The sequence below is a fragment of the Streptomyces sp. NPDC059900 genome (assembly GCF_050270335.1).
Lineage (GTDB): Bacteria > Actinomycetota > Actinomycetes > Streptomycetales > Streptomycetaceae > Streptomyces.
Window position 1 is genome coordinate 1 of record NZ_JBNNJZ010000001.1, and the last position, 13,890, is coordinate 13,890.

Genomic DNA, 13,890 nt, shown 5'->3' on the forward strand with positions numbered 1-13,890 from the left:
AGGCTGTTTTTTCTGGTCAACCTTATGTTTACACTTTAAACTTGCGCGGGTTCGGGTCGTAGCGGCCGGGAGCGGGCCGCCACACCGCACCGGTGTGGCGGCCCTCTCCGTGTTCTCAGGTGCGTACGGCAGGATGTGCGGCATGCCCAGTGCAGAGACGACGCGCACGAGCGTGCACAAGACCACTAGTGCACAACAGCCGGATCCCGTACGGCCGACCAAGGAGGATGAGGTCGCCGCGGCCGGCAGTGAGCTGATCGGCGGTCCCATCGGCCGCAGAGTGCTGTACGCGGCGACATGGTGGACCCCTGTACGCGTCATTGCGCTCATTGCCATCGGGATGTTCGCGCTCGGCATGGTGCAGAAGCTGCCGTGCTACGACGGCGCCTGGTTCATGGGTGCGAGCTCGCAGTACACGCACGCCTGTTACTCCGACATCCCGCACCTCTACCAGGGGCGTGGCTTCGCCGACGGGCTTGTGCCCTACTTCGACAAGCTGCCGGGCGACATGGAGTACCTCGAGTACCCGGTGCTCACCGGTGTGTTCATGGAGGTGGCCTCCTGGCTGACGCCGGGCAGCGGCAGCATCCAGCACCAGGAGAAGTTCTACTGGATGGTCAACGCCGGGATGCTGATGGCCTGCACGGCGGTCATCGCCGTCTGCGTCGCCCGCACCCACCGGCGCCGGCCCTGGGACGCCCTGTTGGTCGCTCTGGCGCCCGCCTTCGCGTTGACCGCCACCATCAACTGGGATCTGTTCGCCGTCGCTCTCACGGCCGCTGCGATGCTGATGTGGGCCCGCGGAGGACAGCTCTCGGCGGGGGTCCTGCTCGGCCTGGCGACCGCCGCGAAGCTCTACCCGGCACTGCTCCTGGGGCCGCTGCTCATCCTGTGCTGGCGCGCGGGGCGCTGGCGGGCCTTCTTCACGACTGCCGGGGCCGCGGTGGGCGCCTGGCTCGTGGTGAACCTGCCCGTCATGATCACGCACGACGCGACGGGCTTCCACATCCGCGAGGGCTGGGCGAAGTTCTACACCTTCAGCCAGGAGCGCGGCGTCGACTTCGGTTCGTTCTGGCTGATCCTCTCCCAGCGCATGGACGAACCGCTGAGCACGGACACGGTCAACACCCTGGCGACGGCGCTGATGCTTCTGGCCTGCCTCGGAGTGGGCGCGCTGGGTCTGACCGCGCCGCGCCGCCCGCGCTTCGCGCAGCTCGCGTTCCTGGTGGTCGCCGCGTTCATCCTCACCAACAAGGTCTACTCGCCGCAGTACGTCCTGTGGCTGATCCCCCTCGCCGCGCTGGCCCGGCCGCGTTGGCGTGACTTCCTGATCTGGCAGGCGTGCGAGGTCGCGTACTTCCTGGGGATCTGGCTGTACCTCGCGTACACGACGAGCGGAGACGCCCACAAGGGCCTGCCGACCGAGGGCTATCAGCTGGCCATCGCGGTCCACCTGCTGGGGACGCTGTACCTGTGCGCCGTTGTCGTGCGCGACATCCTGATGCCGGAGAGGGATCCGGTGCGGCGGTCCGGCGACGATGACCCCTCAGGGGGCGTCCTGGACGGCGCACGGGACGTCTTCGTCCTCGGGCAGGCGGCCCGTCCCCCGCGGCACGCGGCGCACTCCACCGAGGGGGCGTCGGTGCGCTGGGGAGCGGCGGCGCCGACGGACGTTTCACCCTGAGCGAACGCCGCTGGGGTGGTCAGGAAAGACCGAAGGGCCGGGAGCGACGCTTGTCGCTCCCGGCCCTTCGGCCTGCGGTCGGTCCGGCTGCCCGGCCTGTTCCAGGCGGCCAGGCTGTGATCAGCGGTCGACGATGCGGTCGAACTGGGTGGTGGTGTGCCGCAGATGGGCCACCAGCTCCTCGCCCACCTTCGGCTCGGGGGCGTCCGACGGCACGAAGAGGATGGAGACCTGCATGTGCGGCGGCTCCGCGAACCAGCGCTGCTTGCCGCCCCAGACGAACGGCGACAGGTTGCGGTTGACCGTTGCCAGGCCCGCTCGGGCCACACCCTTCGCGCGCGGCACCATGCCGTGCAGCGCCTTCGGGGCCTCCAGACCGACGCCGTGCGACGTGCCGCCCGCGACGACGACCAGCCAGCCGTCGGAGGCGACCTTCTGCTGGCGGTAGCCGAAGCGGTCGCCCTTGGCGACCTGCGTGACGTCCAGGACGGCGCCGCGGTACTCGGTGGCCTCGTGGTCGCCCAGCCACAGATGCGTGCCGATGCGCGCACGGAAGCGCGTCTGGGGGAACTGCTGCTGCAGGCGGGCGAGTTCGTTGGCCTTGAGGTGGCTGACGAACATCGTGTGCAGGGGAAGACGGGCGGCACGCAGCCGGTCCATCCAGCCGATGACCTCCTCGACGGCGTCCGAGCCGTCGGTGCGGTCGAGCGGCAGGTGGATCGCGAAGCCCTCGAGGCGTACGTCCTCGATGGCCGCGTGCAGCTGTGAGAGCTCCTGCTCGCTCACGCCGTGCCGCTTCATCGAGGACATGACCTCGATGACGACGCGGGCGCCCACGAGGCCGTGCACGCCGTCCAGGGACGACACGGAGCGGATGACGCGGTCGGGCAGCGGCACCGGCTCCTCGCCCCGCCGGAACGGGGTCAGGACCAGCAGATCACCGCTGAACCAGTCCTTGATCCGGGCGGCTTCGTACGTGGTGCCGACGGCGAGGACGTCGGAGCCGAAGCGGGTCGCTTCCTCCGCGAGGCGCTCATGGCCGAAGCCGTAGCCGTTGCCCTTGCAGACCGGGACGATTCCCGGGAACTGCTCCAGCACGTGCTTGTGGTGTGCCCGCCAGCGCGCGGTGTCGACATAGAGCGTGAGCGCCATGGCCGGATCCCGGAACCTTTCTCGTGGCTGCCGTGTATCAGAGGTTTGTGGACTGTTGGTGGCTCTGTGAATTGTGCCGGGTCAGCGCGGTCAGCGGCGCGACATGTAGATGTCGAGGGCCTTGTGGAGCAGCTTGTTGAGCGGGAAGTCCCACTCGCCGATGTACTCGACAGCCTCTCCACCCGTGCCCACCTTGAACTGAATCAGGCCGAACAGGTGGTCCGTCTCGTCCAGGGAGTCGGAGATGCCCCGCAGGTCGTAGACGGTGGCGCCGAGCGCGTAGGCGTCCCGGAGCATCCGCCACTGCATCGCGTTCGAGGGCCTGACCTCACGGCCGATGTTGTCCGATGCGCCGTAGGAGTACCAGACGTGTCCGCCGACGACGAGCATCGTCGCCGCGGACAGGTTCACGCCGTTGTGCCGCGCGAAGTACAGCCGCATGCGGTTGGGGTCCTCGGAGTTGAGGGCCCGCCACATCTGCTGGAAGTAACCCAGCGGCCGCGGCCGGAACTTGTCGCGGATCGCGGTGATCTCGTACAGGCGCTGCCATTCGGCGAGGTCCTCGTATCCGCCCTGGACGACCTCGACGCCTGCCTTCTCGGCCTTCTTGATGTTGCGTCGCCACAGCTGGTTGAAGCCCTTGAGGACCTCGTCCAGGGAGCGATTGGCCAGCGGTACCTGGAAGACATAGCGCGGCTGTACGTCACCGAAGCCGGCGCCGCCGTCCTCGCCCTGCTGCCAGCCCATCTTCCGCAGCCGGTCGGAGACTTCGAAGGCACGCGGTTCGATGTGCGAGGCCTCCACGTCCCGCAGGCGCTTCACCTCGGGGTTCTGGATGCCCGACTTGATCGCGGGAGCGTCCCAGCGCCGGATGACGACCGGCGGGCCCATCTTCACGGAGAAGGCGCCCTGCCGCTTCAGATGCGCGAGCATCGGCTGCAGCCAGTCGTCCAGGTTGGGTGCGTACCAATTGATGACCGGGCCCTCGGGGAGGTAGGCCAGGTAACGCTTCACCTTGGGCAACTGCCGGTAGAGCACGAGGCCCGCGCCGACGAGTTCGCCGGTCCGCTCGTCGAACCAGCCCAGGTTCTCCGAACGCCATTCACTCTTCACATCCGCCCATGCCGGGACCTGGCAATGACTTGCCGACGGCAGGCTCTGGATATACGCCAGATGCTGCTCGCGACTGATGGTCCTCAGGGTCAGACTCATTCGGGGCGCTCCTCGGGCTGGTGTGTCCCCATGGGTACAGGGGCTCCGGCTCTCGCGCCGAAGCCTACTGTGCCCCGAGAGCGCCCCGTCTGGGCGTACGGAACTGTGGCCCCCGGCCTATGCCGGGCGGGGGCGTCGAGCGGCGGTTACCAGAGCCCGCCGAAGAGTCCGCCGTGGGCCATACCCAGGAAGAATCCGACCGCCGAGGCACCGAGGCCGATGATCAGGCCGAAGCGCTCGCGGGTCGTTTCGGAGATGACATGCCCCCACGTCCCCGTGGCGATCCCCACCAGGCCGGCCCATGAGCTGAGCAGATGGAGGTTGTGGAACATCGCCGTGACGAAGGCGACCACACCCAGTACCAGGGTCACGCCGACCAGCGTGTCCTGCATGGGATGGCCCTTGCCGTCCGTGGCGAAGAGGGAACCAGCTGTATTCGGTCGCAACGTCTGTGCCATAAGGCACCTCCTGCGTAAGGCGGCGCATCGTAGCGCCATGCACACCCGATGTGTACAGATTCTCCCCTCCGGTCGCCGGATTTCAACCGGAAGCCCGGGTGCGGGTACTCTGTACCGTCTGCACCGGTGTCTGCCCAGGCCATGGCAGGGACTCCCGATCGGCCTACTGATCGAGAAGCCCGATTGTCAGTGGCTGCCGATACCGTTGCGTACGCATCACGACCCTCCTGCCACGGAACGACCGTGGCCGCTGAGTCCAAAGGAGGTGGGTTCCACATGCGTCACTACGAAGTGATGGTCATCCTCGACCCCGATCTGGAGGAGCGCGCTGTCTCCCCGTTGATCGAGAACTTCCTCTCCGTCGTCCGTGAGGGCAACGGAAAGGTCGAGAAGGTCGACACCTGGGGCCGTCGTCGTCTCTCGTACGAGATCAAGAAGAAGCCCGAGGGCATCTACTCGGTCATCGACCTGCAGGCCGAGCCTGCGGTCGTCAAGGAGCTCGACCGCCAGATGAACCTGAACGAGTCGGTCCTCCGGACCAAGGTCCTCCGTCCCGAGACCCACTGAGCTTCCTAGCCCAGCGGTACTCGGGATCCGAGTAGCAGCAGCAAAAGCAGCCAGCAGCAAACCCGCCGAGAGGTTCCCCCATGGCAGGCGAGACCGTCATCACGGTCGTCGGCAATCTTGTCGATGACCCCGAGCTGCGCTTCACCCCGTCCGGTGCGGCGGTCGCGAAGTTCCGTGTCGCGTCCACTCCCCGCACCTTCGACCGTCAGACCAACGAGTGGAAGGACGGCGAGAGCCTCTTCCTTACCTGCTCGGTCTGGCGTCAGGCGGCGGAGAACGTCGCGGAGTCGCTTCAGCGAGGCATGCGCGTCGTCGTGCAGGGCCGGTTGAAGCAGCGGTCCTACGAGGACCGTGAGGGCATCAAGCGCACGGTCTACGAGCTGGACGTCGAGGAAGTCGGCGCCAGCCTGAAGAACGCCACGGCCAAGGTCACCAAGACCACCGGTCGAGGCGGCCAGGGCGGCGGCGGATTCGGCGGCGGTGGCGGCCAGCAGGGCGGCGGCAACTGGGGCGGCGGCTCCGGTGGCGGTCAGCAGCAGGGCGGCGGCGGTGCTCCCGCCGACGACCCCTGGGCGACCGGTGCGCCGGCCGGCGGCGGCCAGCAGCAGGGCGGCGGCGGTGGCTGGGGCGGAAGCTCCGGCAACTCCGGCGGCTCTGGCGGCGGCTACTCGGACGAGCCCCCCTTCTAGGCCTCAGGGCCAAGGGTGGGCCGTTCCCACACTTCTTGATCAAACAGGAGAGAACACATGGCGAAGCCGCCTGTGCGCAAGCCTAAGAAGAAGGTCTGCGCATTCTGCAAGGACAAGGTCACGTACGTGGACTACAAGGACACGAACATGCTGCGGAAGTTCATTTCCGACCGCGGCAAGATCCGTGCCCGCCGCGTGACCGGCAACTGCACGCAGCACCAGCGTGACGTCGCCACGGCCGTGAAGAACAGCCGTGAGATGGCGCTGCTGCCCTACACGTCCACCGCGCGATAAGGGAAGGGTGACCGACTAATGAAGATCATCCTCACCCACGAGGTCTCCGGCCTCGGCGCCGCCGGCGAGGTCGTAGACGTCAAGGACGGCTACGCCCGCAACTACCTGATCCCGCGGAACTTTGCGATCCGCTGGACCAAGGGTGGCGAAAAGGACGTCGAGCAGATCCGTCGTGCTCGCAAGATCCACGAGATCGCGACCATCGAGCAGGCCAACGAGGTCAAGGCCAAGCTCGAGGGCGTCAAGGTCCGTCTGGCCGTCCGCTCCGGCGACGCCGGTCGTCTCTTCGGTTCCGTCACCCCGGCTGACGTCGCTTCGGCGATCGAGGCCGCTGGTGGTCCGAAGATCGACAAGCGTCGTGTCGAGCTGGGCTCGCCGATCAAGACGCTGGGCGCCCACGCGACGTCCGTGCGTCTGCACCCCGAGGTTGCCGCTCAGGTCAACATCGAGGTCGTCTCCGCCTAAGCACTGCGCTTGGCAGAGCTGAAGCAACCGTTGGGCCGCACCCCTCAGGGGTGCGGCCCAACGTGTTTCACGGAATGCGGCTGTTTCACGTGAAACAGCCGGGCGTGCGTCAGCGGGTGGCGCCGGTGACGATCCAGTGGCCGGAGCGCGTGCGCAGCCACAGGGTCAGCATGCGGACCGCCATCATCAGCGTCATCGCTCCCCAGACTGCCGTCAGGCCGCCGCCGAGGACCGGTACGAGGAGCGCCACCGGGGCGAAGATCGCCAGCGTGGCAAGCATCGCCCACGCCAGATAGGGGCCGTCGCCCGCTCCCATCAGGACACCGTCGAGGACGAAGACGATGCCGCACACCGGCTGGGCGATGGCCACCACCACGAGCGCGGGCAGGGCGGCGTCCTGGACGGCGGAGTCGCCGGTGAAGAGCGGGATGAACAGCGGACGGGCCAGGACGATCAGCACGCCGAGCAGGACCCCTGAGCCGATGCCCCACTGCACCATGCGGCGGCAGACGTCGCGTGCTCCCCGGGCATCGTTCGCCCCGAGGTAGCGGCCGATGATCGCCTGGCCGGCGATGGCGATGGCATCGAGCGCGAAAGCCATCAGGCTCCACAGGGACAGGATGATCTGGTGGGCGGCCACATCGGCGTCACCGAGGCGTGCGGCCACGGCGGTCGCGATCATGAGGATCGCCCGCAGCGAGAGCGTACGGACGAGAAGGGGCGCGCCTGCTTGGGCGCAGGCCCTGATGCCGGCGGCGTCGGGGCGCAGGGAGGCGCCGTGGCGTCTGGCGCCGCGTACGACGACGAAGAGGTACACGGTCGCCATCGCGCACTGGGCGATGACGGTGCCCCACGCGGAACCGGCGATACCCAGGCCGGCGCCGTAGACGAGGCCGACGTTGAGTACGCCGTTGGCGACGAAGCCGCCGATGGCCACGTACAGCGGGGTCTTTGTGTCCTGAAGCCCGCGCAGCACCCCGGTGGAGGCGAGCACGACGAGCATGGCGGGGATGCCGAGGGAGGAGATGCGGAGGTATGTGATCGCGTACGGGGCAGCGGTGTCCGATGCACCGAAGAGGTCCACGAGCGCGGGTGCGGCGGGAAGGACGACGGCGATGACGGCGGCGCCGAGCAGGAGAGCGAGCCAGATGCCGTCCATGCCCTGGCGGATGGCGGACTGGAGATCGCCGGCACCCACCCGGCGGGCGACAGCGGCCGTGGTCGCGTAGGCGAGGAAGACGAAGATGCTCACCGCGGTGGTGAGGAGCGCCGAGGCGACGCCGAGACCGGCCAGTTGTGCGGTGCCGAGATGGCCCACGATCGCGCTGTCGGCCATCACGAAAAGAGGCTCGGCGACGAGTGCGCCGAAGGCGGGAACGGCGAGCGCGATGATCTCGCGGTCATGCTGTCGCCGAGCGGCCTTGGTCGCCGCGGGAGCCTGTGTCATGTGCACCAATCTAATCTTCCACAGGTAAGAGATGCAATGCTCGAAAGACCCTTACTCGACCCGGAGTGGGGCACTCTTCGGAGCGCTGTTCGGCGCGATCTTGGGCCGATGGGGAAAGTTTTTCTTCTGCACAGCCAGTGGACGGGAAACCCGCAGGTCAGACTGTATTCGCGGAGAGCGCTGAGTGCTTGTTCACAGGCCTGTCCACCGGGCCGTGCACAGGTTTGGCGGGGTTCTCCACAGCAACGCGCCCGTCATCCACACCGCCTGTGGATAACCAGATTGGCTGACGGTGCCCACGGCCCTACCGTAGTGCGGCGCCCCCCTCGTGATCCGACCTCGGAAAGCCCGTAAAACCGACGCGTCAGAACCGGAGTCGGGCCGCTTATTTGTCAGTGTCGTGCCGTAAGAAAGAAGGGCACGGCGAGGTCCGCTCGGCGGACGTGAGGGAGGTGGCCCGGTGAGTATTTCCGAGCCCTTGGACGACCCCTGGGCCGACAGCGGTCCCAGTGACCGTCTGCCCGCCTCCCGCCAGCGCCGCGACGGAGGCAGGAGCCGCGACGAGCAGCACGACCGCGGCCGTGAGGGCGGTGGCTGGGACGGCGGAGGCACCGCCTTCGAGCGCGTACCCCCGCAAGATCTCGACGCGGAGCAGTCGGTGCTCGGCGGCATGCTGCTCTCCAAGGACGCCATCGCCGATGTCGTCGAGGTCCTCAAGGGCCACGACTTCTACCGTCCCGCGCACGAAACGATCTACACGGCGATCCTCGACCTGTACGCCAAGGGCGAGCCGGCCGACCCGATCACCACCGCGGCCGAGCTCACCAAGCGTGGCGAGATCACCAAGGTGGGCGGGGCCTCGTATCTGCACACGCTGGTGCAGACGGTGCCGACGGCGGCGAACGCCGAGTACTACGCGGAGATCGTCCACGAGCGGGCGGTCCTGCGCCGCCTCGTCGAGGCGGGCACGCGCATCACCCAGATGGGATATGCGGCCGACGGCGACGTCGACGAGATCGTCAACAGCGCCCAGGCCGAGATCTACGCGGTCACCGAGCAGCGCACCAGCGAGGACTATCTCCCGCTCGGCGACATCATGGAGGGCGCGCTCGACGAGATCGAGGCGATCGGGTCGCGCAGCGGTGAGATGACCGGTGTGCCCACGGGCTTCACCGACTTCGACTCGCTGACGAACGGCCTGCACCCCGGCCAGATGATCGTCATCGCCGCCCGTCCCGCCATGGGTAAGTCCACGCTGGCGCTCGACTTCGCGCGCGCCGCGTCCATCAAGCACAACCTCCCCAGCGTCATCTTCTCCCTGGAAATGGGGCGCAACGAGATCGCGATGCGTCTGCTGTCCGCGGAGGCACGGGTGGCGCTGCACCACATGCGTTCCGGCACGATGACGGACGAGGACTGGACCCGGCTCGCACGCCGGATGCCCGAGGTCTCGGCGGCTCCGCTCTACATCGACGACTCCCCGAACCTGTCGATGATGGAGATCCGTGCGAAGTGCCGTCGTCTCAAGCAGCGCAGTGACATCAAGATGGTGATCATCGACTATCTGCAGCTGATGCAGTCCGGTGGCTCCAAGCGCGCCGAGAGCCGCCAGCAGGAAGTCTCGGACATGTCGCGAAACCTGAAGCTGCTCGCCAAGGAGCTCGAAGTCCCTGTCATCGCGCTCTCGCAGCTGAACCGTGGCCCCGAGCAGCGCACGGACAAGAAGCCCCAGGTCTCCGACCTCCGTGAATCCGGCTCGATCGAGCAGGACGCGGACATGGTGATCCTGCTGCACCGCGAGGACGCGTACGAGAAGGAATCGCCGCGCGCGGGCGAGGCGGACATCATCGTGGGCAAGCACCGTAACGGCCCGACAGCGACGATCACCGTCGCCTTTCAGGGCCATTACTCGCGCTTCGTGGACATGGCGCAGACGTAGCAGGTGCGGGCGGTGCGTCAGCGCAGGTGCCGCAAGGTCTCGCCGAGGGTTTCCATGCCCTCGGCGATGTCGGTGGCGGTCGGCGCGGCGTAGCCGAGTACCAGTCCGGGGCGGTGCGGCCGCTGGCTGTGCCAGGACAGGGGTTGGACCTTCACACCGCGCGCCAGGGCCGCAGCGGCGAGGTCCGTGTCGCTGAAGCCGGCATCGAAGGTGATCGTCAGGTGCAGGCCCGCCGCGGCGCCGTGCACGACGGCGTGCGGCAGATGGGTTCCGACCGCGGCGATCATCGCGTCCCGGCGGCGGCGGTGGCGGCCGCGCAGAAGACGCAACTGGCGTTCCAGGGCTCCGGATTCCATCAGCCGGGCCAGGACCAGCTGCGGCAGGACTGCGTTGCCGAGGTCGGCGAAGCGTTTGGCGGCGACCAGCGCGTCCCGGTACTTCGGCGGCGCGAAGACCCATCCGATGCGCAGGGCAGGCGCAAGGAGCTTCGACACGCTCCCGGCGTAGCAGACGTGTTCGGCGAGCAGGGAGCGCAGGGCGGGGACCGGTGCGCGGTCGTAGCGGTGCTCGGCGTCGTAGTCGTCCTCGATGATCAGCCCGTCGCGCTCGGTGGCCCAGCGCATCAGGTCGCGCCGCCGTTCACCGCCGAGCACCACTCCCGTGGGGAACTGGTGCGCCGGAGTCAGCAGCACCGCGGAGGCATCCGTGGCACGCAGCTGGTCGACGCGGATGCCGTCGGCGTCTACCGGCACCGGCGGAGTGTCGAGACCGCCGTTGCGCAGATGCTGGCGGGCTCCGAGCGAGCCGGGGTCCTCCACGGCCACCGTGCGCAGGCCGTCGTCGTGCAGTACCCGGCCGAGCAGCGTGAGGGTCTGGGCGGTACCCGCAGCGATGACTACGTCGCCCGGGGCGGCGCGGATGCCCCGGTTGCGGGCCAGCCAGTCGGCGACGGCGATGCGCAGTGCCGGTGCCCCGCGCGGGTCGCCGTATCCGAAGGCGGACGCCGAAAGCTCTCTGAGTACGGTGCGTTCGGCGCGCAGCCATGCGGTGCGGGGGAACGCGGTGAGGTCGGGAACGCCGGGTGAGAAGTCGATGCGGGCCGGAGCGTCCCGCAGTGCGTCGAAGATGTCCGTGCCGGGCGGGGTGCCGAACAGAGCGCCCGGAGGAGGGGGCGGAGGCGAGGCCGCGGGCCGCGCTTTCGCCGGTGCGGCGACCACGACGGTGCCGTTCCTGCCGCGGCCGACTACGTGCCCGTCCTCGCCGAGGCGCTGGTAGGCCTCGGTGATCACGCCGCGGGACACGCGGAGCTCGCCTGCCAGGACCCGCGTCGCAGGGAGCCTGCTGCCCACCGGCAGGCGGCCGTCCGCTATCGCCAGGCGAAGCTGCCGGGCCAGCCAGTCCGCGCGGCCGCCCGAGGGGGCATCGTCGATGCGCAGCTGGAGGAAGTCCGCGCCATGCGCCGCGCGCCCGATCTCGTCGACGGTTATGGACCGGTCAGCAGCACGGTCATTGGACCTGTTCACCGGGCCATAGTGGCAGCAGGGTGAAGTCATGCAGAGAGCAGCAGCCGCCACCGCCGGCACCACCGTCCCGACGCCAGAACCCGCCGCCCGAGCGGCAGTTGACTACGTCCACGGATACTCGCCCCGTGAGGCCCGCAGGCTGGGGGACCAGGCGGACACACTCGCCGCGCTGTTGCACGACGGCACGGCGTATCCCGCGGGGAGCCGGGTCTTGGAGGTCGGCTGCGGGGTCGGCGCCCAGACCGTCCACCTGGTCGACTCCAGTCCCGGTGCGCACTTCGTGGCCGTCGATCGTTCGGCGGACTCACTGGCGAAGGCCCGTGCCCGCGTCACGGCGCACGCGCCCGACGCCCGGGTGCGGTGGTGCCGTGCCGACCTCTTCGCTCTCCCTTTCCCGGACGCCGAGTTCGACCACATCTTCGTCTGCTTCGTCCTGGAGCATCTGGCAGCGGCCCAGCAGGCACTCGCCGGACTGCGGCGGCTGCTGCGGCCCGGCGGGACCATCACCGTCATCGAGGGGGATCACGGTTCGGCGTTCTTCCACCCGGACAGCGCCTACGCCCGTGCGACGATCGACTGCCTGGTCCGACTCCAGGCCGACGGCGGCGGAAACTCCTTGGTCGGACGGCAGCTGCAACCGCTCATCGCACGGGCCGGATACGACGACGTCAGCGTCCGGCCGTGCACCGTCTACGCGGACAGAGCCCGGCCCGAGCTGGTGGACGGCTTCACTCGCAGCACGTTCATCGCCATGATCGAATCCGTCAGGGACGACGCGCTGGCCGCGGCCCTGATCACCGAAGCCGACTGGGAGCACGGGATCGCCGATCTGCGCAGGACCGCTGACGACGACGGGACCTTCAGCTACACGTTCTTCAAGGCCACGGGTACGCGCTGGGCGTAGGGCGCCCGGCGGAATTCGCTCGACTCACGGCTTCTCCGCGGGTGGACTAGGGCCATGACATCTCCCCGTGAAGAGCTGCTGCCCACCACCCGCCGAGCCCTGCTGCACCGCGTCGCCACCGCTCAGGCGGAGGGGCGGGCGCCCTCGCTCGTCGCCTCGGTGCTCAGGGACGGCGAGTTGGTGTGGACAGAGGGGCGCACCTGCGTCGAGGGGCACGCACCGGACGAGGACGTCCAGTACCGCATCGGCTCGATCACCAAGACCTTCACCGCCGTGCTGGTGATGCGACTGCGCGACGAGGGCGTTCTTGACCTCTCCGACCCCCTGGAGAAGCACCTTCCGGGAACGGCCGCAGGTGACGTCACCATCGCGGAACTCCTCGCGCACACGAGCGGGCTGGCTGCCGAGACCCCCGGGGAGTGGTGGGAGCGTACGCCGGGGTCGCAGCGCCCCGAGCTCGGGGACGTACTCGGCGAGCATCCCTTCAAGCACCCCACCGGTCGACGCTTCCACTACTCCAACCCCGGCTACACGCTGCTCGGTTCGCTGGTCGAGGCGCTGCGGGGCGACTCGTGGGAAGCCGTGCTGCGCCGCGAGATCCTGGAGCCGCTGGGCCTGGACCGTACGAGTGCGCAGCCACAGGCGCCGCACGCGGGTGGTTGGGCCGTCCACCCGTGGGCGGACGTGATGATGCCCGAGCCGGCCGAAGACCTGGGTCTCATGGCACCGGCCGGGCAACTGTGGTCCACGACGGTGGATCTGGCACGCTTCGGCGCCTTCCTGCTCCAGGGTGACGACCGGGTTCTGTCCGCGGATTCGGTACGGGAGATGCGGGCTCCCGCGTCGCCCGCGCAGCCGGGGGACTGGAACGTGACGTATGGCCTGGGCACGCAGCTGATCCGCGGCGAAGGTCGCACTCTGGTCGGGCACGGGGGCTCGCTGCCCGGCTTCATGGCCGGACTGTGGGCGAGCGAGGAGGACGGTCTGGTCGCGGTCACGCTGACCAACTGCACTTCCGGGCCTGCTGTGACCGCGTTGGCCTACGACCTCCTGAAGATCGTGGCCGAGGCCGAGCCGCGCATCCCCGAGGAGTGGCGACCCTTGCCCGAGCTGGATCCGGCCCTGCTGGAACTCGCGGGCCCCTGGTACTGGGGGACGAGCACCTTCGGCCTGCGGCCGCAGGCCGAGGGAGCGTTGGATTTGTCGCCCCTCGGGGGTGGTGGCCGCGGGTCGCGGTTCAGGTCGAACGGTGACGGCACGTGGACCGGACTCGACGGCTACTTCGCCGGGGAGGTCCTGCGGGCGGTGCGTCGGCCCGACGGGACGGTGAGCCACCTCGACCTGGGGTCGTTCTTCTTCACGCGTGAGCCGTACGACGCGGGGGCTCCCGTGCCGGGCGGGGTGGACCCGGAGGGGTGGCGGGGGCTTCCTCGCTGAGAACCTCTGAAGGCCGCTGAGAGCTTGCACGAACGTGGTGGGGGGGGGGGGTTTTACGGGAAAAACACCGACCCCCCCACGGGGGCACACCCAAAAAACCCCCCCAAAGAGGGGACATA

The 13,890-nt window shown here is 68.7% G+C and carries 13 protein-coding genes; 8 read left to right on the forward strand and 5 right to left on the reverse strand.

All coding sequences use genetic code 11. The annotated features are described in order from the left end of the window. Positions 1-133 precede the first annotated feature (133 nt). Positions 134-1,684 (forward strand): glycosyltransferase family 87 protein, encoded by a 1,551-nt coding sequence (locus ACQKIP_RS00005; RefSeq protein WP_365859401.1) that lies wholly within the window; start codon positions 134-136, stop codon positions 1,682-1,684. A 120-nt stretch (positions 1,685-1,804) separates the two neighbouring features. Here the strand turns inward: ACQKIP_RS00005 and ACQKIP_RS00010 are convergent, their stop codons facing one another. From ACQKIP_RS00010 to ACQKIP_RS00020, 3 genes are all read right to left on the reverse strand, one after another. After that, positions 1,805-2,836, reverse strand: a complete 1,032-nt coding sequence (locus ACQKIP_RS00010; protein WP_190082970.1) for an alanine racemase — start codon at positions 2,834-2,836, stop codon at positions 1,805-1,807. Positions 2,837-2,926: 90 nt separating this feature from the next. Further along, positions 2,927-4,048, reverse strand: a complete 1,122-nt coding sequence (locus tag ACQKIP_RS00015; protein ID WP_365859403.1) for a lipid II:glycine glycyltransferase FemX — start codon at positions 4,046-4,048, stop codon at positions 2,927-2,929. A 146-nt stretch (positions 4,049-4,194) separates the two neighbouring features. Further along, positions 4,195-4,506 carry a hypothetical protein gene (locus ACQKIP_RS00020; protein WP_365859405.1) on the reverse strand — a complete coding sequence of 104 codons (312 nt, stop codon included), beginning with the start codon at positions 4,504-4,506 and terminating at the stop codon, positions 4,195-4,197. 276 nt (positions 4,507-4,782) lie between these two features. On the opposite strand from ACQKIP_RS00020, the gene rpsF reads away from it, so the two are divergent. The 4 genes from rpsF (at position 4,783) to rplI (ending at position 6,521) form a co-directional block, all read left to right on the forward strand. After that, positions 4,783-5,073, forward strand: a complete 291-nt coding sequence (gene rpsF, locus ACQKIP_RS00025; protein ID WP_006604399.1) for a 30S ribosomal protein S6 — start codon at positions 4,783-4,785, stop codon at positions 5,071-5,073. A gap of 80 nt (positions 5,074-5,153) precedes the next feature. Beyond that, a complete protein-coding gene (locus ACQKIP_RS00030) occupies positions 5,154-5,762 on the forward strand; it encodes a single-stranded DNA-binding protein (RefSeq protein WP_365859407.1) in 609 nt (202 codons plus the stop codon). Positions 5,763-5,819: 57 nt separating this feature from the next. Continuing rightward, positions 5,820-6,056: a 30S ribosomal protein S18 gene (gene rpsR, locus ACQKIP_RS00035; protein ID WP_003949403.1), complete on the forward strand. Its 237-nt coding sequence runs from the start codon at positions 5,820-5,822 to the stop codon at positions 6,054-6,056. Positions 6,057-6,074: 18 nt separating this feature from the next. Next, positions 6,075-6,521 carry a 50S ribosomal protein L9 gene (gene rplI / locus ACQKIP_RS00040; protein WP_190082966.1) on the forward strand — a complete coding sequence of 149 codons (447 nt, stop codon included), beginning with the start codon at positions 6,075-6,077 and terminating at the stop codon, positions 6,519-6,521. A 109-nt stretch (positions 6,522-6,630) separates the two neighbouring features. On the opposite strand, the gene ACQKIP_RS00045 is transcribed toward rplI, so the two are convergent. Continuing rightward, positions 6,631-7,968: an MATE family efflux transporter gene (locus ACQKIP_RS00045; RefSeq protein ID WP_365859409.1), complete on the reverse strand. Its 1,338-nt coding sequence runs from the start codon at positions 7,966-7,968 to the stop codon at positions 6,631-6,633. Between the two features lie 460 nt (positions 7,969-8,428). On the opposite strand from ACQKIP_RS00045, the gene dnaB reads away from it, so the two are divergent. Then, on the forward strand, positions 8,429-9,907 hold the full coding sequence (gene dnaB, locus ACQKIP_RS00050; protein WP_365859411.1) for a replicative DNA helicase: 1,479 nt from the start codon (positions 8,429-8,431) through the stop codon (positions 9,905-9,907). A gap of 17 nt (positions 9,908-9,924) precedes the next feature. On the opposite strand, the gene ACQKIP_RS00055 is transcribed toward dnaB, so the two are convergent. Continuing rightward, complete coding sequence (locus ACQKIP_RS00055) at positions 9,925-11,430, reverse strand: PLP-dependent aminotransferase family protein (RefSeq protein WP_427741783.1); 1,506 nt, start codon at positions 11,428-11,430, stop codon at positions 9,925-9,927. 28 nt (positions 11,431-11,458) lie between these two features. Here ACQKIP_RS00055 and ACQKIP_RS00060 point away from each other — a divergent pair, with 28 nt between their 5' ends. Next, positions 11,459-12,334: a methyltransferase domain-containing protein gene (locus tag ACQKIP_RS00060; RefSeq protein ID WP_365859413.1), complete on the forward strand. Its 876-nt coding sequence runs from the start codon at positions 11,459-11,461 to the stop codon at positions 12,332-12,334. A gap of 54 nt (positions 12,335-12,388) precedes the next feature. After that, entirely contained in the window at positions 12,389-13,771 is a 1,383-nt protein-coding gene (locus ACQKIP_RS00065) for a serine hydrolase domain-containing protein (protein ID WP_365859415.1), read from the forward strand. The last annotated feature ends 119 nt before the right edge of the window (positions 13,772-13,890 follow it).

Excerpts from the sequence above, each read along its gene's own strand:
- ACQKIP_RS00005 (WP_365859401.1), top strand. The coding sequence starts at position 134 with ATGTGCGGCATGCCCAGTGCAGAGACGACGCGCACGAGCGTGCACAAG.
- ACQKIP_RS00010 (WP_190082970.1), bottom strand. The coding sequence starts at position 2,836 with ATGGCGCTCACGCTCTATGTCGACACCGCGCGCTGGCGGGCACACCAC.
- ACQKIP_RS00015 (WP_365859403.1), bottom strand. The coding sequence starts at position 4,048 with ATGAGTCTGACCCTGAGGACCATCAGTCGCGAGCAGCATCTGGCGTAT.
- ACQKIP_RS00020 (WP_365859405.1), bottom strand. The coding sequence starts at position 4,506 with ATGGCACAGACGTTGCGACCGAATACAGCTGGTTCCCTCTTCGCCACG.
- rpsF (WP_006604399.1), top strand. The coding sequence starts at position 4,783 with ATGCGTCACTACGAAGTGATGGTCATCCTCGACCCCGATCTGGAGGAG.
- ACQKIP_RS00030 (WP_365859407.1), top strand. The coding sequence starts at position 5,154 with ATGGCAGGCGAGACCGTCATCACGGTCGTCGGCAATCTTGTCGATGAC.
- rpsR (WP_003949403.1), top strand. The coding sequence starts at position 5,820 with ATGGCGAAGCCGCCTGTGCGCAAGCCTAAGAAGAAGGTCTGCGCATTC.
- rplI (WP_190082966.1), top strand. The coding sequence starts at position 6,075 with ATGAAGATCATCCTCACCCACGAGGTCTCCGGCCTCGGCGCCGCCGGC.
- ACQKIP_RS00045 (WP_365859409.1), bottom strand. The coding sequence starts at position 7,968 with ATGACACAGGCTCCCGCGGCGACCAAGGCCGCTCGGCGACAGCATGAC.
- ACQKIP_RS00060 (WP_365859413.1), top strand. The coding sequence starts at position 11,459 with ATGCAGAGAGCAGCAGCCGCCACCGCCGGCACCACCGTCCCGACGCCA.
- ACQKIP_RS00065 (WP_365859415.1), top strand. The coding sequence starts at position 12,389 with ATGACATCTCCCCGTGAAGAGCTGCTGCCCACCACCCGCCGAGCCCTG.